Genomic DNA, 19,654 nt, shown 5'->3' with positions numbered 1-19,654 from the left:
GGTCGGCTGCCGAAATTCAATAACTTGGCATAATTTGTGCCGACAAAATGCGCGCAGAGTATAGGGGCGGTTCTGCCCCTATTCAACTGTCAGGTAGTGATTTCCGACTGCGCGCTACAAGAGCAATTGTTTCAGCGGATGTGTGCAAGCACACCTTGAAGCTCGTCGAGAGAGTTGTAACCGATCACCAGTTGACCCTTTCCCTTCTTGCCGTGGCGGATCTGCACCGCAGAGCCAAGGCGCTCGGCCAGACGTTGTTCGAGCCGGGCGATATCCGGGTCGGGTTTTGCCGGTTCGACCGGCGCGGGTTTGCCACTCAGCCACTGGCGAACCAGTGCTTCAGTCTGGCGCACGGTGAGGCCGCGTGCGACAACATGTCGCGCCCCTTCCACCTGCTGATTGTCCGGCAGACCGAGCAGCGCACGGGCATGACCCATTTCCAGATCGCCGTGGGACAGCATGGTCTTGATGACTTCCGGCAGTGCGATGAGCCGCAGCAGGTTGGCCACTGTGACGCGAGACTTGCCCACAGCCTCGGCCACCTGTTGCTGGGTGAGCTGGAACTCCTGCTGCAAGCGCTGCAGAGCCACAGCTTCCTCAATGGGGTTCAGGTCTTCGCGCTGGATGTTTTCGATCAGCGCAATGGCGATCGCGGTTTCATCCGGCACATCACGGACCATGGCCGGAATGGTTTCCTGTCCGGCCTGCTGGCTCGCGCGCCAACGTCGTTCACCGGCGATGATTTCGAAACGGCCACCGCCGATCGGGCGAACCACGATCGGTTGCATCACGCCCTGAGTCTTGATCGATTGCGCCAGCTCTTCCAGCGCCTGGGGATCCATGTCCCGGCGCGGCTGATACTTGCCCCGCTGCAGCAGATCCAGCGGCAGGTGTTGCAACTCGCGGCTGTCAGCCTGCGCAGCCTGTTCTTCCAGGGCGCTGACAGTCGGACCGCTCAGCAGTGCATCCAGTCCACGTCCGAGACCTCGTTTCTTGACGGCCATGGGGATTCCTTAAGTTGGCTGGGCAGCGGCGATGCGTGAATTTTTGCGCTGACGGCGAACCATCTCGCCCGCCAGAGCCAGATAGGCCAGCGCACCACGCGATTGCTTGTCGTAGGCCAGCGCCGGCATGCCGTAGCTCGGTGCTTCGGCCAGGCGGACATTGCGCGGGATCACCGTGTCGTACAGCTGATCGCCGAAGTGTTCCTTGAGTTGGGCCGATACATCGTTCATCAGGCTAAGGCGCGGGTCGTACATGGTCCGCAGCAGGCCTTCGACCTTGAGGTCCGGGTTCAGCAGCTCGGCGATGCGCTTGATGTTATCCACAAGGTCGCTCAAGCCTTCGAGCGCAAAGTATTCACACTGCATGGGGATAATCACCCCGTCGGCGGCAACCAAAGCGTTCAGCGTGAGCATCGACAGCGATGGCGGGCAGTCGATCAGAATGTAATCGTAATTTTCACGGACCGGCGCCAGCGCGCTGCGCAGGCGGCTTTCCTTCATCTGCATTTCCAGCAGCACCACTTCGGCCGCCGTCAGGTCACGGTTGGCCGGCAGCAGTTGATAACCGCCGTGTTCGGAGAAATGCATGGCCTGGGCCAGATCGCATTCGCCGATCAACAGGTCGTAGACCGAGTTTTCCAGGCCATGTTTATCCACACCGCTCCCCATGGTGGCGTTGCCCTGTGGATCGAGATCGATCAACAGCACCCGGCGCTTGGTCGCGACCAGGGATGCTGCGAGGTTGATGCAGGTGGTGGTCTTGCCCACGCCACCCTTCTGGTTCGCTATCGCGAATACCTTAGCCATTCTTGCTTGTGTTCCCAATCATGCCGTGCGGCGCAGTATCAGCAGATGGCGTTGGCCTTGGCAACCGGGTACGGCCAGGGCGTGTTCGCTATCGAGTTTGAAGTCTGCCGGCAATGCTACCAGCTCATCGGCCGGATGAACGCCCTTCATTGCCAGCCAGCGTGTATCGGCGTCGCCGAGATGGCGAGTCCAGTTGGTGAAGTTCTCCATGCTGCTGAATGCCCGGGAAATGATCCCGTTGAAAGGCTCTGCAGGCTGGAAGGCTTCGACGCGACTGTGGATAACTTGCAGATTGTCCAGTTTGAGCTCGAGTTTGACCTGGGTCAGAAAGCGGGTTTTCTTGCCGTTGCTGTCCAGACAGGTCACTTGCGAATCCGGATACAGAATTGCCAAAGGAATACCCGGCATGCCTCCACCGCTGCCGACATCCAGCCATCGGCCGTTTTCGATAAACGACATCACGCTCAGACTGTCGAGCAAATGGCGGGAAACCATTTCGTCCGGATCGCGAACGGCAGTCAGGTTGTAGGCCTGGTTCCATTTGATCAACAGGGCCAGATAACCCAGCAGCAATTCGTGCTGGGCTTCTGTGAGATTGACACCGAGCTCACGGGCTCCTGTGGATAACTCTTCGGCGTGTTGCGAAGTGACCTTAGAACTCAAGCGCTTTGCTCCAACTGACGGCCCGCGCCGCGTTTTTTCAAATGAATCATCAACAGCGAAATCGCTGCCGGGGTCACGCCCGGGATCCGCGAAGCCTGGCCCAGCGTCTCGGGACGCGTGGCACTCAGTTTGCTTTGAATCTCTTTGGAGAGACCGGAAATGCTGGTGTATTCGATATCCACAGGCAATTTCGTGTCTTCGCTGGCGCGCAAACGGGCGATTTCGTCCTGCTGACGGTCGATGTAACCGGCGTATTTGGTCTTGATCTCAACCTGCTCGGCGACCTGTGGATCTTCCGCGCCCGGTCCGGTCACTTCGACCAGACCAGCGTAGTCGATTTCCGGACGACTCAAGAGATTGAGCAAGTTGTATTCGTGGGATAGCGGCGTGCCGAATTTTTCTGCAATCGCGTCACCTTGCGGCGTGCCGGGACGAACCCAGGTGCTTTTCAGGCGCTGTTCTTCAAGTTCGATATTTTCGCGTTTCTTGCAGAACGCCGCCCAACGCGCGTCATCGACCAGACCCAGTTCACGACCTTTTTCGGTCAGGCGCAGGTCCGCGTTGTCCTCACGCAGGATCAGGCGGTACTCGGCACGGGAAGTGAACATGCGGTACGGCTCCTGGGTGCCGAGGGTAATCAGGTCGTCGACCAATACCCCGATGTACGCCTCATCGCGACGCGGGCACCAGGCTTCCTTGCCCTTGGCCCGCAGTGCGGCGTTCGCGCCAGCCAGCAGACCTTGAGCGCCGGCTTCTTCGTAACCGGTGGTGCCGTTGATCTGGCCAGCGAAGAACAGACCGCCGATGACTTTGGTTTCCAGGCTGTACTTCAGATCCCTTGGATCGAAGTAGTCGTACTCGATCGCATAACCAGGACGCACGATGTGCGCGTTTTCCATGCCGCGGATCGATTGCACGATCTGCAATTGCACGTCGAACGGCAGACTTGTGGATATCCCGTTCGGATACAGCTCATGGGTGGTCAGGCCTTCCGGCTCGATGAACACCTGATGACTTTCCTTGTCGGCAAAACGGTGGATCTTGTCTTCGATCGAAGGGCAGTAACGCGGGCCGATGCCCTCGATTTCTCCGGCAGCGGAATACATCGGCGAACGATCGAGGTTCGAAGCGATAATTTCGTGGGTGCGAGCGTTGGTGTGGGTGATCCAGCAACTCACCTGCCGTGGATGCTGCTCTTTGTTGCCCAAAAACGACATCACCGGGATCGGAGTATCGCCTGGCTGCTCGGTCATGACCGAGAAATCCACAGACCGGCCATCGATGCGCGGAGGTGTACCGGTCTTCAACCGGCCGACACGCAGCGGCAGTTCACGAAGACGACGAGCCAACGCAATAGACGGCGGATCACCGGCGCGACCGCCGGAGTAATTCTGCAAGCCGATGTGGATAAGTCCGCCCAGGAACGTACCGGTGGTCAATACCACCGAATCTGCAAAGAAGCGCAGACCCATTTGCGTGACCACACCGCGGACCTGCTCCTGCTCGACGATCAGGTCGTCAGCGGCCTGTTGAAATATCCACAGGTTCGGCTGGTTCTCCAGGATTTCGCGGACAGCGGCTTTGTAAAGAATCCGGTCGGCTTGTGCACGGGTTGCACGCACGGCCGGGCCTTTACGGCTGTTCAATACACGAAACTGGATTCCACCCAGATCGGTAGCCATGGCCATCGCGCCGCCGAGGGCATCGATTTCCTTTACCAGATGGCTTTTACCGATGCCGCCGATGGCCGGGTTGCAACTCATGGCACCGAGGGTTTCCACGTTATGCGTCAGCAGCAGGGTTTTTGCCCCCATGCGTGCTGAGGCCAGTGCTGCCTCGGTACCGGCATGACCGCCGCCGATGACGATCACTTCAAAACGGGAAGGGAAATCCACCACGCACCTCGTGCCTGCTTAAGTAGGTATTCAGGAATAGTTTGAGATCAGGTTTCTGGACCTGGCCGACAAGTATAGGGACTTCGCCCTTCCTAAAGAACCCTTTGCACAAAATTTAACCAGCTGTGGAGAACTCGCGGTTAAAAGAATAAAAAAGAGAGAAATTTATAAAACCTTTGTTTTAAAGCTTATTCTTACTGCCCATCATCTTTGTGGATAGATTGCTACAAGCCTTAATTTTCAATGTGTACAGAGATTCAAAACCCTGTGCCCATGTCACCATGAGGCCCTTGGATAACCGGTTTAAGCCTGTGGATGAATGAGATGGTTATCCACAGAGGCGGTTGTGTCCAGTTTTGAAGCCCTGTTATCAACTGCCCTTAACGGCAGTTATTCACAGGGCTTAATCCACAGAATTCGGATGAATGAGCATGCAGCGGACAGGAGAAATCCGCTCGGGAAGAAGGAATCTACCCTGGGATGGAAGCAAAGGAGTGCGAAGAGAGGGGCAGACAGGTCGCGAACGGACCTGTCTGTGGACAACGGAAGGGTTATTTACCGATGCAGAAACTGGAAAAGATCCGACCGAGCAGATCATCGGAGCTGAAGGCTCCGGTAATTTCCCCAAGGGACTGTTGAGCCTGGCGCAGATCTTCTGCCAACAGCTCGCCGGCGCCCGCCAGGGTCAGCTGTGCACGGCCGTGTTCCAGGGCAGCGCTGGCATGGCGCAAGGCTTCCAGATGGCGACGGCGTGCGCTGAAGCTGCTTTCCGAGGTCTGCTCGTAGCCCATGCAGGCCTTGAGGTGATCGCGCAGCAGATCCAGGCCTTCGCCGGCAGCCTTGGCGCTCAGGCTGATGGTCACATGGCCATCGTCGCTGACTTCCAGGGCAATCGCTTCACCGGTCAGGTCCGCCTTGTTGCGAATCAGGGTGACTTTTGCCGGATCCGGCCGGGTTTCAAGAAATTCGGGCCATAACGCAAAAGGATCGGCCGCTTCCGGAGCCGTAGCATCGACCACCAACAATACTCGATCGGCTTCGCCGATGGCTTTCAACGCACGTTCGACACCAATCTTTTCCACATGATCATCGGTATCGCGCAATCCGGCGGTGTCCACGACGTGCAGTGGCATGCCATCGATGTGGATATGTTCGCGCAGGATATCCCGAGTGGTGCCAGCGATTTCCGTCACGATGGCAGCTTCTCGACCGGCCAGTGCGTTGAGCAGGCTGGATTTCCCCGCATTCGGACGCCCGGCAATCACCACGGTCATACCGTCACGCAGCAACGCACCCTGCCCGGCTTCACGCAAAACAGTGGATAATTCGTCACGAACCTTGTCGAGCATGCTAAGCACATGGCCATCGGCGAGGAAGTCGATTTCTTCTTCCGGAAAATCGATGGCAGCTTCGACATAAATTCGCAGGCCGATCAGCTGTTCGGTCAAGTTATGTACACGTTGGGAAAACGCTCCCTGCAAGGAACGCAGGGCATTGCGCGCAGCCTGTGCGGAACTGGCTTCGATCAGGTCGGCGATCGCCTCCGCCTGAGCCAGGTCGAGTTTGTCATTGAGGAAGGCGCGTTCGCTGAATTCTCCCGGACGGGCCAGACGACAACCCAGCTCAAGGCAACGCTTGAGCAACATGTCCAGAACGATCGGGCCACCGTGCCCCTGGAGTTCCAGAACATCTTCGCCGGTGAACGAGTTCGGCCCGGGGAAATACAGCGCCAGACCTTCGTCCAGCACCTGTTGATCGTCGCTGAAGAACGGGCCGTAGTGAGCGAACCGTGGTTTCAGTTCACGGCCGCTGATGGCTTTGGCTGCAACGCCGGCCAATGGCCCGGAGATCCGAACGATGCCCACGCCCCCGCGGCCCTGGGCGGTCGCGACGGCTGCGATGGTTTCACGAGGTACGCTCATAAACCGGTATCCAGACAAAAATGGCAGATAGCAAAACGCCCCACTAGGGGGCGTTTCGAGTGGTGTTATCCACAGAGTAAGTTACGCCTCGGCTTTCTTCGTCGCCGATTCGATCTTACGCGTGATGTACCACTGTTGTGCAATCGACAGGCAGTTGTTCACGACCCAGTACAGCACCAGACCGGCCGGGAACCACAGGAAGAAGAAGGTGAAGATGATCGGCATCATTTTCATGACCTTCGCCTGCATCGGATCCGGCGGAGTCGGGTTCAGACGCTGCTGGATGAACATGGTCGCGCCCATGATGATCGGCAGGATGAAGAACGGATCCTTGATCGACAGGTCGGTGATCCACAGCATGAACGGCGCCTGGCGCATTTCCACGCTTTCCAGCAGAACCCAGTACAGCGAAAGGAAAACCGGCATCTGCACCAGGATCGGCAGGCAGCCACCCAGCGGATTGATTTTCTCTTTCTTGTACAGCTCCATCATGGCTTGCGACATTTTCTGCCGGTCATCGCCATGTTGTTCTTTCAACGCAGCCAGTTTCGGAGCCACGGCACGCATGCGGGCCATCGACTTGTAGCTGGCGGCCGACAGTGGGAAGAAAATCCCCTTGATCAGCATGGTCAGGAAGATGATCGACCAGCCCCAGTTGCCGACAATCGCGTGGATATGTTGCAGCAGCCAGAAGATCGGCTGGGCAATGAACCACAGAATGCCATAGTCGACGGTCAGTTCCAGACCTGGGGACAACTCCTTCAGGACAGCCTGGCTTTTCGGGCCGGCGTACAGAATGGCGCTGGTTTCAACTTTTGCACCTGGTGCCGCGGTCAGCGAAGGACCGGTGTAACCGATGATGTAGTTGCCTTTGCTGTCTTTACGGGTCTGAACGATGTTGTTTTCGCCCTTCGGCGCAACCCATGCCGTCACGAAGTAGTGTTGCAGCCAGGCGACCCAGCCACCGGTAACGGTTTCCTTGAGTTGACCTTTGTCCATGTCCTTCATGGACACTTTCTTGTACGGCTCGGAACTTGTCCACAGGGCCGCGCCCAGGTAAGTCGCGGTACCGGTAGCAGTGGTCGACGAAGGATCGGCGCTGTTGTCACGCTTCAACTGCGCAAACATCGAGCCGGTCCAGGGTTGAGCGCTCTGGTTATCCACAAGGTAGGTTACGGTCACGTCATACAGGCCACGTTTCAGGGTGAAACGCTTGATGTAGTTGACGCCGTCCTTGCTGAATTTCAGGTCGACGACCAGTTGGTCCTGACCGTCGGCCAGTTGATAACTTTTCTTCTCCGAAGAGTAGACCGGACGACCGGCCGGATTGGCGTCTGGGCCGTTGGTGCCGATCAGACCGCTTTGCGCCAGATAAGTACGTTCACCGCCGTTGTCGAACAGCTGGAACGGAACATCCGGACGGTCCTGACGACGTGGATACAGTGGCAAGGTCAGTTGTGCAACGTCACCACCCTGTGGATCGATCGCCAGATCGAGCACGTCGGTTTTGACCTGGATCAGATCCTTGCTGGCAGCGACCGGCACTTCTGCAGGTGTGCTGGTATCGCTTGCGGCATGCGGAATATCGTCACTGGCGGAAGCGTTATTGCCAGGAACGGTGTCCGGCAAACCGGAGGTGGTCGTGCTGGAAGCAACATTCTGAGTCGGCAGGGCAGCCTGGCCATAATCCTGGTTCCATTTAAGAACCATGACGTAGGACACGATTGCCAGGGCGACGATCAGGATCGTGCGTTTGATATCCATGATTACTCGGCCATCGAAGAAGAACGGGAGGTAGGGACAGGTGGAACCGGGTCATAACCACCGGGATTCCACGGATGACAGCGACCTAAACGACGAAAGGTCAGCCAGCCACCGCGAAGAAGACCATGATTTTCGATGGCTTCCAACGCGTAGCAGGAACAACTGGGGTAGAAACGACAGTGACTGGCCATCAGGGGGCTAATGGCGTAGCGGTAAAACTGGATCGGAACGAGTGCCAGTTTACGCATCTGGACTGTCTACCCCTACAGTTTCGGTTTTGGCTGCTGGTGCCGGCTTGTTGCGCGCCAGACGTTTCCAGAGTTTGCCGAAATGCTGAATCAATTCGGGGTTCTCTACATCACCCAAACCTTTGCGCGCGACGATAACGATGTCCCAGCCGACCAGTGAATCCTGGTGCAGGCGAAACGATTCGCGCATAAGACGTTTGAGACGATTGCGCTCGACGGAGAGCTTTACGCTCTTTTTCCCGATGACCAACCCTAGACGGGGGTGATCGAGATCGTTGTTGCGCGCAAGGAGCAGGAGATTTTTCCCCGGAACCTTGCCGGTAGGGGAGTCAAAGACCGCCTTGAAGTGCCGGGGGGTAAGCAGACGCTTTTCCCGACTGAAGTCCTGACTCACCTCCAGTGCCGGATTATCAAACTGCCAGACGTGCGCGGCCTTTGGCGCGACGACGCGACAGTACGGCACGACCGTTCTTGGTAGCCATGCGAGCACGGAAACCGTGGGTACGAGCGCGTTTGATAGTGCTTGGTTGGAAAGTACGTTTCATGTCGTGTTACCTGGTTCGTCCACAACGGGCCGGAATGGCCCCCGTTTTAAGAGACCGGGGATTCTAGAGAAAGCAAGTCCACAGGTCAATTTCCAACCAACGTTTCCTTATAAATAGATCCCGGATGCCTCGAGGCTCGAAACCTTGTCGGCCAAACATAAAAATAAAGAAGCGAAGTATTTAAAGCTTTTCTGTAAAGCTTGTAAAAGCTAGGCCAGCCCTGTTCTGTGGATAACTGGCTCAAGTCCTTGTTCGACGTGATGTACAGAGAAGGACAACTACAGTGGAAAACCGTGATCAGCCTGTGCTGCGCGACCGGATAACCTGTGCGTGGAAGATGATGTTATCCACAGGCGGATTATCCACCGGGTTTCGCCCCCAGTTGTCCAGTGCTCTCAGCTGCATTTATCCACAGAGCTTATTCACACACCGTCGGTCGCTTTTTCGTGGGTTAACGTATTGATAAATCATGTCCACCGGGCAACCTGCGTGTGGATAAGTGAACGTCCCGCCGGTACAATGGCCGCTTGTTTTTGCCTCACCGGCTTTCAACTTAGGGGATTTCCGTGTCAGTGGAACTTTGGCAGCAGTGCGTGGAGCTTTTGCGCGAAGAGCTGCCAGCCCAACAATTCAACACCTGGATCCGTCCATTACAGGTCGAAGCCGAAGGCGACGAGTTGCGTGTCTATGCACCGAACCGTTTTGTTCTGGACTGGGTCAACGAAAAGTACCTCGGGCGCGTCCTTGAATTGCTGGATGAGCATGGGAACGGTCTGACGCCATCGCTTTCCTTATTAATAGGCAGCAAACGCAGTTCTGCCCCACGCGCAGCGCCAAACGCTCCGCTGGCCGCCGCTGCGGCAGCGTCTCAGCTGCAAGCTAGCGCGGCTCCTGTCAGCGCTCCGGCTCCCGCTCCGGCGTCTGCACCGGCCAAGCCGGCGACGCAGAAAACCGAGGAAGTCAGCGAGGAGCCGTCCCGCGACAGTTTCGATCCGATGGCAGGCGCTGCTTCGCAGCAAGCCCCGGTTCGTGCCGAACAGCGCACCGTGCAGGTTGAAGGCGCACTCAAGCACACGAGTTATCTGAACCGCACGTTTACCTTCGAAAACTTTGTCGAAGGTAAATCCAACCAGCTCGCCCGTGCGGCGGCCTGGCAAGTGGCAGACAATCCCAAGCACGGCTACAACCCGCTCTTCCTTTATGGCGGCGTGGGTCTGGGTAAGACGCACTTGATGCATGCGGTGGGTAACCATCTATTGAAGAAGAACCCGAATGCCAAGGTCGTCTACCTGCATTCCGAGCGTTTCGTCGCCGACATGGTCAAGGCGCTGCAACTGAACGCGATCAACGAGTTCAAGCGTTTCTATCGCTCGGTGGACGCCCTGCTGATCGACGACATTCAGTTCTTTGCCCGCAAGGAACGTTCCCAGGAAGAGTTTTTCCACACCTTCAACGCCCTGCTTGAAGGTGGCCAGCAAGTCATTCTCACCAGTGACCGCTACCCGAAGGAAATCGAAGGCCTTGAAGAACGCCTCAAATCCCGCTTCGGCTGGGGTCTGACGGTTGCCGTCGAACCGCCGGAGCTGGAAACCCGCGTAGCCATCTTGATGAAGAAGGCCGACCAGGCCAAAGTCGAGCTGCCGCACGATGCGGCGTTCTTCATTGCCCAGCGCATTCGCTCCAATGTCCGTGAGCTGGAAGGCGCGCTGAAACGCGTGATCGCCCATTCGCACTTCATGGGCCGCGACATCACCATCGAGCTGATTCGCGAATCCCTGAAAGACCTGTTGGCATTGCAGGATAAACTGGTCTCTGTGGATAACATTCAGCGCACCGTCGCCGAGTACTACAAGATCAAGATCTCCGACCTGCTGTCCAAGCGCCGCTCGCGCTCGGTCGCTCGTCCGCGTCAGGTGGCCATGGCGCTGTCCAAGGAACTGACCAACCACAGCCTGCCGGAAATCGGCGATGTGTTTGGCGGTCGTGACCATACGACGGTGTTGCACGCCTGCCGCAAGATCAACGAACTTAAGGAATCCGACGCGGACATCCGCGAGGACTACAAGAACCTGCTGCGTACTCTGACCACTTGATGAACACCAGCGCAGCTTATTAAGGCAAGGGACTAGACCATGCATTTCACCATTCAACGCGAAGCCCTGTTGAAACCCCTGCAACTGGTCGCAGGCGTCGTCGAGCGCCGACAGACCTTGCCGGTACTGTCCAATGTGCTGCTGGTTGTCGATGGCCAGCAGTTGTCGCTGACCGGTACCGACCTGGAAGTAGAACTGGTCGGTCGCGTACAACTCGAGGAGCCTGCCGAAACAGGTTCCATCACCGTGCCGGCGCGCAAGCTGATGGATATCTGCAAGAGCCTGCCGAACGATGCACTGATCGACATCAAGGTCGACGAGCAGAAGCTGGTGGTGAAGGCCGGTCGTAGCCGCTTCACCCTGTCGACCCTGCCGGCCAATGACTTCCCGACCGTGGAAGAAGGCCCGGGTTCGCTGACCACCAGTCTGGATCAAAGCAAACTGCGTCGCCTCATCGAGCGCACCAGTTTCGCCATGGCCCAGCAAGACGTGCGTTACTACCTAAACGGTATGTTGCTGGAAGTGTCGACCGGTGTGATCCGTGCCGTGGCGACCGATGGTCACCGCCTGGCAATGTGCTCGATGCAGGCCGATATCGGTCAGCAAGACCGCCACCAGGTGATCGTGCCGCGCAAAGGTATTCTCGAACTGGCACGTCTGCTGACCGAACCGGACGGCAATGTCAGCATCGTCCTCGGTCAGCATCACATCCGTGCGACCACCGGCGAATTCACCTTCACTTCGAAACTGGTCGACGGCAAGTTCCCTGATTACGAGCGCGTTCTGCCAAAGGGCGGAGACAAGCTGGTACTGGGTGATCGCCAGGCGCTGCGCGAAGCGTTCAGCCGTACCGCGATTCTGTCCAACGAAAAGTACCGCGGCATTCGTCTGCAACTGGCCAGCGGTCAGTTGAAGATCCAGGCCAACAACCCGGAGCAGGAAGAAGCGGAAGAAGAAGTGGGCGTGGAATACAACGGCGGCTCGCTGGAAATCGGCTTCAACGTCAGCTATCTGCTCGACGTGCTGGGCGTGATGACCACCGAGCAGGTTCGCCTGATCCTGTCCGACTCCAACAGCAGTGCGCTGCTGCAGGAGTCCGATAACGACGATTCGGCTTACGTTGTCATGCCGATGCGTCTGTAATCAGCTGACTCTGGATGTCGCTAAGTCGCGTCTCGGTCACCGCGGTGCGCAATCTGCACCCGGTGACCTTCTCCCCCTCTCCCCGAATCAATATTCTTTACGGCGCCAACGGCAGCGGCAAAACCAGTGTTCTGGAAGCCATTCACCTGCTGGGGCTTGCCCGTTCGTTTCGTAGCACGCGGCTGTTGCCAGTCATCCAGTATGAGCAACTCGCCTGTACCGTATTCGGGCAGGTGGAGCTCGCTGAGGGTGGTCACAGCGCATTGGGGATTTCTCGCGACCGTCAGGGCGAATTCCAGATCCGCATCGACGGTCAGAATGCCCGTAGCGCCGCGCAACTCGCGGAAATGCTGCCGCTGCAGTTGATCAATCCGGACAGTTTTCGTCTGCTGGAAGGCGCACCGAAGATCCGCCGGCAGTTCCTCGACTGGGGCGTATTCCATGTCGAGCCGCGCTTCATGGCCACTTGGCAGCGTTTGCAGAAGGCCTTGCGCCAGAGAAACTCCTGGCTGCGGCATGGTACACTTGACGCCGTTTCGCAGGCGGTTTGGGACAGGGAACTGTGCCAGGCCAGCGCTGAAATCGATGAATACCGCCGCGCCTATATCAAAGCCTTGAAACCGGTCTTTGAGCAAACCTTGAGCGAACTGGTTGAGCTTGAAGGTTTGACGCTCAGCTATTACCGAGGCTGGGACAAGGATCGGGAACTGAGTGACGTACTTGCCGGATCCTTGCAGCGTGACCAGCAAATGGGTCACACCCAGGCCGGGCCGCAACGTGCTGATTTGCGCCTTAGACTGGGCGCACATAATGCCGCGGACATCTTGTCCCGGGGGCAGCAGAAACTGGTGGTCTGTGCGTTGCGGATTGCCCAGGGGCATCTGGTGAGCCAAGCCCGGCGCGGTCAGTGTATTTATCTGGTGGATGACTTGCCGTCCGAGCTGGACGAGAGCCACCGTCGCGCGCTGTGCCGCTTGCTGGAAGACTTACGCTGCCAGGTCTTTATCACCTGTGTAGATCATGAATTATTGAGGGAAGGCTGGCAGACGGAAACGCCAGTCGCTCTGTTCCACGTGGAACAGGGCCGTATCACCCAGACCCACGACCATCGGGAGTGAAGGCATTGAGCGAAGAAAATACGTACGACTCATCGAGCATTAAAGTGCTGAAAGGCCTGGATGCCGTGCGCAAACGTCCCGGTATGTACATTGGTGATACCGATGATGGCAGCGGTCTGCACCACATGGTGTTCGAGGTGGTCGACAACTCGATCGACGAAGCCCTCGCCGGCCATTGCGACGATATCAGCATCATCATCCACCCGGATGAGTCCATCACCGTCAGAGACAACGGTCGTGGCATCCCGGTAGACGTGCACAAAGAGGAAGGCGTATCCGCTGCCGAGGTCATTATGACCGTCCTCCACGCCGGCGGTAAGTTCGACGACAACTCCTACAAGGTATCCGGCGGTCTGCACGGTGTAGGTGTTTCTGTGGTGAACGCCCTGTCCGAAGAGCTGGTCCTGACCGTGCGCCGCAGTGGCAAGATCTGGGAGCAGACCTACGTCCACGGGGTACCTCAGGCACCGATGGCCATCGTTGGCGACAGCGAAACCACCGGTACCCAGATTCACTTCAAGGCTTCCAAGGAAACCTTCAAGAACATTCACTTCAGCTGGGACATTCTGGCCAAGCGTATCCGTGAACTGTCCTTCCTCAACTCCGGTGTCGGCATCGTCCTCAAGGATGAGCGCACCGGCAAGGAAGAGCTGTTCAAATACGAGGGCGGCCTGCGTGCGTTCGTTGAATACCTGAACACCAACAAGACAGCGGTCAACCAGGTATTCCACTTCAACATCCAGCGTGATGACGGCATCGGCGTGGAAATCGCCCTGCAGTGGAACGACAGCTTCAACGAGAACCTGTTGTGCTTCACCAACAACATTCCGCAGCGCGACGGTGGTACCCACCTGGTGGGCTTCCGTTCCGCTCTGACGCGTAACCTGAACAACTACATCGAGCAGGAAGGTCTGGCGAAGAAGCACAAGGTCGCCACCACCGGTGACGATGCCCGTGAAGGCCTGACAGCAATCATCTCGGTGAAGGTGCCGGATCCGAAGTTCAGCTCGCAGACCAAGGACAAGCTGGTGTCTTCCGAAGTGAAGACCGCGGTCGAGCAGGAGATGGGCAAGTACTTCTCCGACTTCCTGCTGGAAAACCCGAACGAAGCCAAACTGGTTGTCGGCAAGATGATCGATGCCGCCCGTGCCCGTGAAGCGGCGCGCAAGGCCCGTGAGATGACCCGCCGCAAAGGCGCGCTGGACATCGCCGGCCTGCCGGGCAAGCTGGCCGACTGCCAGGAAAAAGACCCGGCGCTGTCCGAACTGTACCTCGTGGAAGGTGACTCCGCGGGCGGCTCTGCCAAGCAGGGACGTAACCGCAAGACCCAGGCGATCCTGCCGCTGAAGGGCAAGATCCTCAACGTCGAGAAAGCCCGATTCGACAAGATGATCTCGTCCCAGGAAGTGGGCACCCTGATCACCGCGCTGGGCTGCGGCATCGGCCGCGAAGAGTACAACATCGACAAGCTGCGTTATCACAACATCATCATCATGACCGATGCTGACGTCGACGGTTCGCACATCCGTACCCTGCTGCTGACGTTCTTCTTCCGTCAGTTGCCGGAGTTGATCGAGCGCGGCTACATCTATATCGCCCAGCCGCCGCTGTACAAGGTCAAGAAAGGCAAGCAAGAGCAATACATCAAAGACGACGACGCCATGGAAGAGTACATGACGCAGTCGGCCCTGGAAGACGCAAGCCTGCATCTGAATGAAGACGCCCCGGGCATTTCCGGTGAAGCGCTGGAGCGTCTGGTGAATGACTTCCGCATGGTGATGAAGACCCTCAAGCGCTTGTCGCGCCTGTACCCGCAGGAGCTGACCGAGCACTTCATCTACCTGCCGGCCGTCAGCCTGGAAATGCTGGGCGACCACGCGAAGATGCAAGACTGGCTGGCTCAGTACGAAACCCGTCTGCGCACCGTCGAGAAATCCGGTCTGGTTTACAAGGCCAGCCTGCGTGAAGACCGCGAGCGTGGTGTGTGGTTGCCAGAGGTTGAGTTGATCTCGCACGGCCTGTCGAACTACGTCACCTTCAACCGCGACTTCTTCGGCAGCAACGATTACAAGACCGTCGTTTCCCTGGGGGCCCAACTCAGCACACTGCTGGACGAAGGGGCTTATGTTCAGCGTGGCGAACGCAGAAAATCGGTCACCGAGTTCAAGGACGCTCTGGACTGGCTGATGGCCGAAAGCACCAAGCGCCATACCATCCAGCGATACAAAGGACTGGGTGAAATGAACCCGGATCAGCTGTGGGAAACCACCATGGATCCGACCGTGCGCCGCATGCTGAAAGTCACCATCGAAGATGCCATTGCCGCGGATCAGATCTTCAACACCCTGATGGGTGATGCGGTCGAACCTCGCCGTGACTTCATCGAGAGCAACGCCCTGTCGGTTTCGAACCTGGATTTCTGATCCCGCTCGGTACCAACGAAAAAGGCCAACGCATTCGCGTTGGCCTTTTTTATTTGCCTGTCGTTCACTGGCCTGCAGAAACCACACTCTCCAATCGATACCCATACCCGTAAATCGTCAGCAATTGCCAACCCCGATCCGCTGTCAGCCCGAGCTTGTTGCGCAGGCGATAGATGTGGGTATCCAGCGGTCGTGACGAGGCCATCTCTTCATGGGGCCAGAATCTTTCATATAGATAGTCCCGCGACAACGGACGGCCCAGGTTACTGAACAGGCAATGCGCGAGGCGATACTCGCGCTCAGTCATCATGATCGGTTTTCCCTCACGGGTAACGGTCAGCTCGGCATCGTCGAACACCAGATCATTGAAGCGCAGGATATTGGCCGCAGCCGGGCGTTGATGGCTATGCCGACGCAGCACGGCGGTGACCCGGGCCTTCAGCTCGTTGGGACGGAATGGTTTGCTGACGTAGTCGTCGGCTCCCGTATTCAACGCCTGTACGATATCGCTCTCACCGTCACGGCTGGTGAGCATGATGGCGGCCGGTGGTGCTTCCATGTGCTCGCGGGTCCAGCGCAGCAGCGCCAGTCCGGTGAGGTCGGGAAGCTGCCAGTCGAGTATAAGCAGGTCGAAGGTTTCGCGACGCAGCTGTCGCAGCAGGTCTTCTGCGCGTTCGAAACTGTGCAGCGACCATGGCTGTTCACCGGCCTCGGCCATTTGTTGCAGGGTTTGCTCGACCCGGCGCAGTTCGGCGGGTTCATCGTCCAGTATCGCAACGCGCATACGCGGTATTCCTTGTCGCTGGTTTTATGGCAAAGCAAATGAAAGTAAGCGGCACGCCGTGGGGGGAGCCGCTATGATTCTTCGGATCTACACCCTCAGACCTGTCGCCTGTGAAAGCATTCAACCCGCCCAGTCCGGTATTCCATGATTAACCGACGCCGCCACGAAAGCCGTGTGCAAAGTCAGGTTCAACGCCTGTTTCGGCAACTGGTGCGCGAATGGCTGTGGATAAGTCTAGTGCTGTTGCCGCTGACTGCATTGTTGTCGTGGCGTGCGCAGGTCAATCTGCAGGAGCCTGCACCGGCGGCCGGCGCAATGTTGTCGGTCGCTCTGGTGGCTTGTATGTTGGGGTTGTTGCTGTGGCGCCCGCGCCTGGCTATCTGGGTGACGCTCGGCGGGATTGCCTGTGTGTTGCTGACCAGTGCCGGCCTGGCGCAAATACGCCTCTGGTGGTCACCGACACCGGCGGCGCTGGGCATGCTGTTTGGCTATCTGATCTGGAACTGGCGGCGACTGAGCGTCGTGCTCACGTACTTCGGCTGGGAGCTGTCACGGCTGGACAGTGAACCGAAGGTGTTCCCCGAGCGACGCCGGGCGCAGTTTTCCAGTGCGGATCGCCTGCAGGGGCAGATCATGGCCCTTGAACAGGCCATGAGCCGCACCCGCGATACGCGACGGTTCATTTCCGATGGGTTGGAGTACTTGCCGGTAGCGACGTTGATCAGCGATCCACGGGGGCAAATCCTGCTGGGCAATCGCAAGGCCCGGAGCCTGTTCGATCATCCTCTGGTGGGTGAGGATGTCCTCGATCAACTGGCGAGTCTGGGCTATCCGGATTTATCCACAGACTCGCGCCCCCCGCTATCTGATTTACCTCTGCTGGAATTTCGCGACCCCAAGGATCGCAGCCTGCGTCTGGAACGTGCCGCGTTGTTGCCAGTGGATGGTGATACGCCGATTGGCTGGCTGCTGAGCCTCACCGATCTTAGTGCCGAGCGCGCTGCCGAGGAACAGCGCAGCGTGTTGCTGCGTTTTCTGTCCCATGATCTGCGGGCTCCGCACTCGGCGATTCTCGCCCTCCTCGACGTCCATCGGCACCAGGCCGGAACCGATGCGCCGTTGTTCGAGCAAATCGAACGTCAGGTGCGCCGGGCGCTGGAACTGACCGATGGTTTCGTATTGCTGGCCCGGGCCGAATCCGAGGCGTATCAATTCCAGCCGACTCTGTTCGCGATGCTGGTGATGGATGTCCTGGACCAGGCACTGCCCATCGCCCAGCAAAAGCGTATCGAACTGCTGAACGATATGGATGAGCAATCACAGGAACGCCTGGTGATGGCGGACCAGGGTTTGCTGACACGGGCGCTGTTCAATCTGCTGGAAAACGCGATCAAGTACAGCCCGGTCGGCTCCACGGTCAGATTGTGCGTTCGCTGTAACGATGACTGGCTGCAATGCGAATTGACCGATCAGGGCAAAGGCATCGCCGCCGAAGAACTGCCCGAACTTTTCAGTCAGTACCGCCGTTTTTCTTCAGCCCAAGGTATTGATGGCGTGGGCCTGGGGCTATCGATGGTCAAGGCTGTGGTGGATCACCACGGTGGCCGGATCGAGTGTCTCAGCGTTGTCGATCAAGGCACCACATTTCGTCTGGCGTTACCGATGATTGCCGAAGAGCAGGTATAAAAAAACCGGCTATATCAGCCGGTTTCCTTACTTCCGAAAAAAACTTATGCACCTTTTACGGCGTTTTAGCAGGTTCAGAAATATATAAGTAAATCAGTCACTTATTTAGTATTTCCTGAACGTTGCCAACAAACCGTACACAGGTTATCCACAAAAGTCAGGCTGTCGCCTGATCGTTGGTTGCCGGTGCTTGTGGAGCCGGTGGCAACGACCCCATTTCCCGCTGGGCCTGTTCGTTCCACGCCTGCACCCGGTCATTCAGATCGGCGATGGCGCGGGGGCCGGTTCCTTCGGCATACATCGGTTCACCGATGACCACGGTGATCACCCCCTGCCTTTTTCCCCAGCCGATTTTCGGCCAGAACTTGCCGGCGTTGTGTGCAACCGGCAGCACAGGCAACTGCGCATTGACTGCCAGCGCGCTGCCACTGCGGGAGAACTTGCCGATAGTGCCGTGAGGTACACGAGTGCCTTCCGGGAAGATCAGCACCCAGACATTGTCCTTGAGCAGATCATCACCTTTTGCTGCCACCTGTTTGAGCGCGGCTTTCGGGTTGTCGCGGTCAATCGCGATCGGCCGCAGCATGGCCATCGCCCAGCCGAAGAACGGCACATACAGCAATTCGCGCTTGAGCACCTGGCTCAAGGGCGAGAAATAAGCGGAGAGAAAGAACGTCTCCCAAGTGCTCTGATGGTTCGATTGAATCACGCATGGCCGGTCAGGCACGTTTTGCGCGCCTTTGACTTCGTAACTGATACCCAGGAACACCTTGGTCAACCACAAGGCGCAGCGGCACCAATACACATTAATGAAGCGATAGCGCGCCTTGAACGGCAGAAAGGGCGCGATAAAAAAGCTCAGGCTGCACCACAGCAAGGCGGTGGTACCCAGCAGCAGGTAAAAGAGGACAATTCTGATGGCCTGCAGTATCGACATGGCGACGTTTACCGTTACGGGCGATGCCCGACTGTTCAAGCGCACTCCCGATCAATCCCTGGTCAGGAACTTCAGAAGTACTCTAGTTGTGGATAAGTTCTGCGGCAATCGCCGCCAGATCGTCAAAAATCAGGGTGCCGACCGGAAGGGTCTTGCCCAAGGTCTTTTCGCCTTTCCCGGTCTTTACCAAAATGGGCTGTGAATCGACGGCTTTGGCGGCCTCCAGGTCACCAAGGCTGTCGCCGACGAACCAGACATTCGTCAACGCAACGTCGTAATGCTGCGCAATGGTTTTCAGCATGCCGGGTTTCGGCTTGCGGCAGTCGCAACCCTCGTCCGGCCCATGTGGGCAATACACGATCAGCCCGACTTCACCGCCCTGCTCCGCCACCAGTTCGCGCAGGCGCGCGTGCATGGCGTCGAGGGTGGCGAGGTCATAGTAGCCGCGAGCAATGCCCGACTGGTTGGTGGCGACCGCCACCGTCCAGCCGGCCTTGCTCAACTGCGCAATCGCTTCGATCGAGCCGGGCAGCGGAATCCACTCCTCCACCGACTTGATGTAAGCGTCGGAGTCGTAATTGATCACTCCGTCCCGATCGAGAATCAGCAGTTTCAACAACAA

17 protein-coding genes are annotated in these 19,654 nt (G+C 57.8%); 5 read left to right on the top strand and 12 right to left on the bottom strand.

What is annotated here, in order from left to right:
* Positions 1 to 131: 131 nt before the first annotated feature.
* From ACK6BI_RS16580 to rpmH, 9 genes are all read right to left on the bottom strand, one after another.
* On the bottom strand, positions 132 to 1,004 hold the full coding sequence (locus ACK6BI_RS16580) for a ParB/RepB/Spo0J family partition protein (RefSeq protein WP_065260123.1): 873 nt from the start codon (positions 1,002 to 1,004) through the stop codon (positions 132 to 134).
* A 9-nt stretch (positions 1,005 to 1,013) separates the two neighbouring features.
* Positions 1,014 to 1,811 (bottom strand): ParA family protein, encoded by a 798-nt coding sequence (locus tag ACK6BI_RS16575; protein ID WP_065260124.1) that lies wholly within the window; start codon positions 1,809 to 1,811, stop codon positions 1,014 to 1,016.
* An 18-nt stretch (positions 1,812 to 1,829) separates the two neighbouring features.
* The gene (rsmG, locus tag ACK6BI_RS16570) at positions 1,830 to 2,474 is read right to left on the bottom strand and encodes a 16S rRNA (guanine(527)-N(7))-methyltransferase RsmG (protein ID WP_409317895.1); all 645 of its coding nucleotides are present in this window, start codon (positions 2,472 to 2,474) and stop codon (positions 1,830 to 1,832) included.
* A complete protein-coding gene (gene mnmG, locus ACK6BI_RS16565) occupies positions 2,471 to 4,369 on the bottom strand; it encodes a tRNA uridine-5-carboxymethylaminomethyl(34) synthesis enzyme MnmG (RefSeq protein WP_260521631.1) in 1,899 nt (632 codons plus the stop codon). The genes rsmG and mnmG overlap by 4 nt, the downstream gene beginning before the upstream one ends.
* A gap of 551 nt (positions 4,370 to 4,920) precedes the next feature.
* Positions 4,921 to 6,291 carry a tRNA uridine-5-carboxymethylaminomethyl(34) synthesis GTPase MnmE gene (gene mnmE, locus ACK6BI_RS16560; RefSeq protein WP_065260127.1) on the bottom strand — a complete coding sequence of 457 codons (1,371 nt, stop codon included), beginning with the start codon at positions 6,289 to 6,291 and terminating at the stop codon, positions 4,921 to 4,923.
* An 81-nt stretch (positions 6,292 to 6,372) separates the two neighbouring features.
* Positions 6,373 to 8,055 carry a membrane protein insertase YidC gene (gene yidC / locus ACK6BI_RS16555; RefSeq protein WP_409317894.1) on the bottom strand — a complete coding sequence of 561 codons (1,683 nt, stop codon included), beginning with the start codon at positions 8,053 to 8,055 and terminating at the stop codon, positions 6,373 to 6,375.
* Between the two features lie 2 nt (positions 8,056 to 8,057).
* A complete protein-coding gene (gene yidD / locus ACK6BI_RS16550) occupies positions 8,058 to 8,303 on the bottom strand; it encodes a membrane protein insertion efficiency factor YidD (protein ID WP_082302427.1) in 246 nt (81 codons plus the stop codon).
* Positions 8,296 to 8,697, bottom strand: a complete 402-nt coding sequence (gene rnpA, locus ACK6BI_RS16545) for a ribonuclease P protein component (protein ID WP_065260184.1) — start codon at positions 8,695 to 8,697, stop codon at positions 8,296 to 8,298. The genes yidD and rnpA overlap by 8 nt, the downstream gene beginning before the upstream one ends.
* A 16-nt stretch (positions 8,698 to 8,713) precedes the next feature.
* Positions 8,714 to 8,848: a 50S ribosomal protein L34 gene (rpmH, locus tag ACK6BI_RS16540; RefSeq protein ID WP_003213577.1), complete on the bottom strand. Its 135-nt coding sequence runs from the start codon at positions 8,846 to 8,848 to the stop codon at positions 8,714 to 8,716.
* A gap of 566 nt (positions 8,849 to 9,414) precedes the next feature.
* Between rpmH and dnaA the strand changes: the two genes are divergently transcribed.
* The 4 genes from dnaA to gyrB are packed head-to-tail and all read left to right on the top strand — an operon-like array spanning position 9,415 to position 15,625.
* A complete protein-coding gene (gene dnaA, locus ACK6BI_RS16535; protein ID WP_409317893.1) occupies positions 9,415 to 10,941 on the top strand; it encodes a chromosomal replication initiator protein DnaA in 1,527 nt (508 codons plus the stop codon).
* Between the two features lie 39 nt (positions 10,942 to 10,980).
* Positions 10,981 to 12,084 carry a DNA polymerase III subunit beta gene (dnaN, locus tag ACK6BI_RS16530; RefSeq protein ID WP_409317892.1) on the top strand — a complete coding sequence of 368 codons (1,104 nt, stop codon included), beginning with the start codon at positions 10,981 to 10,983 and terminating at the stop codon, positions 12,082 to 12,084.
* Positions 12,085 to 12,098: 14 nt separating this feature from the next.
* On the top strand, positions 12,099 to 13,202 hold the full coding sequence (gene recF / locus ACK6BI_RS16525; protein ID WP_260521635.1) for a DNA replication/repair protein RecF: 1,104 nt from the start codon (positions 12,099 to 12,101) through the stop codon (positions 13,200 to 13,202).
* A gap of 5 nt (positions 13,203 to 13,207) precedes the next feature.
* Positions 13,208 to 15,625: a DNA topoisomerase (ATP-hydrolyzing) subunit B gene (gyrB, locus tag ACK6BI_RS16520; RefSeq protein WP_409317891.1), complete on the top strand. Its 2,418-nt coding sequence runs from the start codon at positions 13,208 to 13,210 to the stop codon at positions 15,623 to 15,625.
* A 64-nt stretch (positions 15,626 to 15,689) separates the two neighbouring features.
* Here gyrB and ACK6BI_RS16515 read toward each other — a convergent pair whose 3' ends face one another.
* Positions 15,690 to 16,409, bottom strand: coding sequence for a response regulator transcription factor (locus ACK6BI_RS16515; RefSeq protein WP_409317890.1), 720 nt, complete (start codon positions 16,407 to 16,409; stop codon positions 15,690 to 15,692).
* A 144-nt stretch (positions 16,410 to 16,553) separates the two neighbouring features.
* On the opposite strand from ACK6BI_RS16515, the gene ACK6BI_RS16510 reads away from it, so the two are divergent.
* A complete protein-coding gene (locus ACK6BI_RS16510) occupies positions 16,554 to 18,095 on the top strand; it encodes a sensor histidine kinase (RefSeq protein ID WP_409317889.1) in 1,542 nt (513 codons plus the stop codon).
* 157 nt (positions 18,096 to 18,252) lie between these two features.
* Here ACK6BI_RS16510 and ACK6BI_RS16505 read toward each other — a convergent pair whose 3' ends face one another.
* Complete coding sequence (locus tag ACK6BI_RS16505; protein WP_409317888.1) at positions 18,253 to 19,032, bottom strand: lysophospholipid acyltransferase family protein; 780 nt, start codon at positions 19,030 to 19,032, stop codon at positions 18,253 to 18,255.
* Between the two features lie 82 nt (positions 19,033 to 19,114).
* Positions 19,115 to 19,654, bottom strand: a complete 540-nt coding sequence (gene gmhB, locus ACK6BI_RS16500) for a D-glycero-beta-D-manno-heptose 1,7-bisphosphate 7-phosphatase (protein WP_409317887.1) — start codon at positions 19,652 to 19,654, stop codon at positions 19,115 to 19,117.

The sequence above is a fragment of the Pseudomonas sp. KCJK9016 genome (assembly GCF_046231795.1).
In the GTDB taxonomy this organism is placed as follows: Bacteria; Pseudomonadota; Gammaproteobacteria; order Pseudomonadales; family Pseudomonadaceae; genus Aquipseudomonas; species Aquipseudomonas bananamidigenes.
This window is presented reverse-complemented; position numbering and strand designations above follow the sequence as displayed.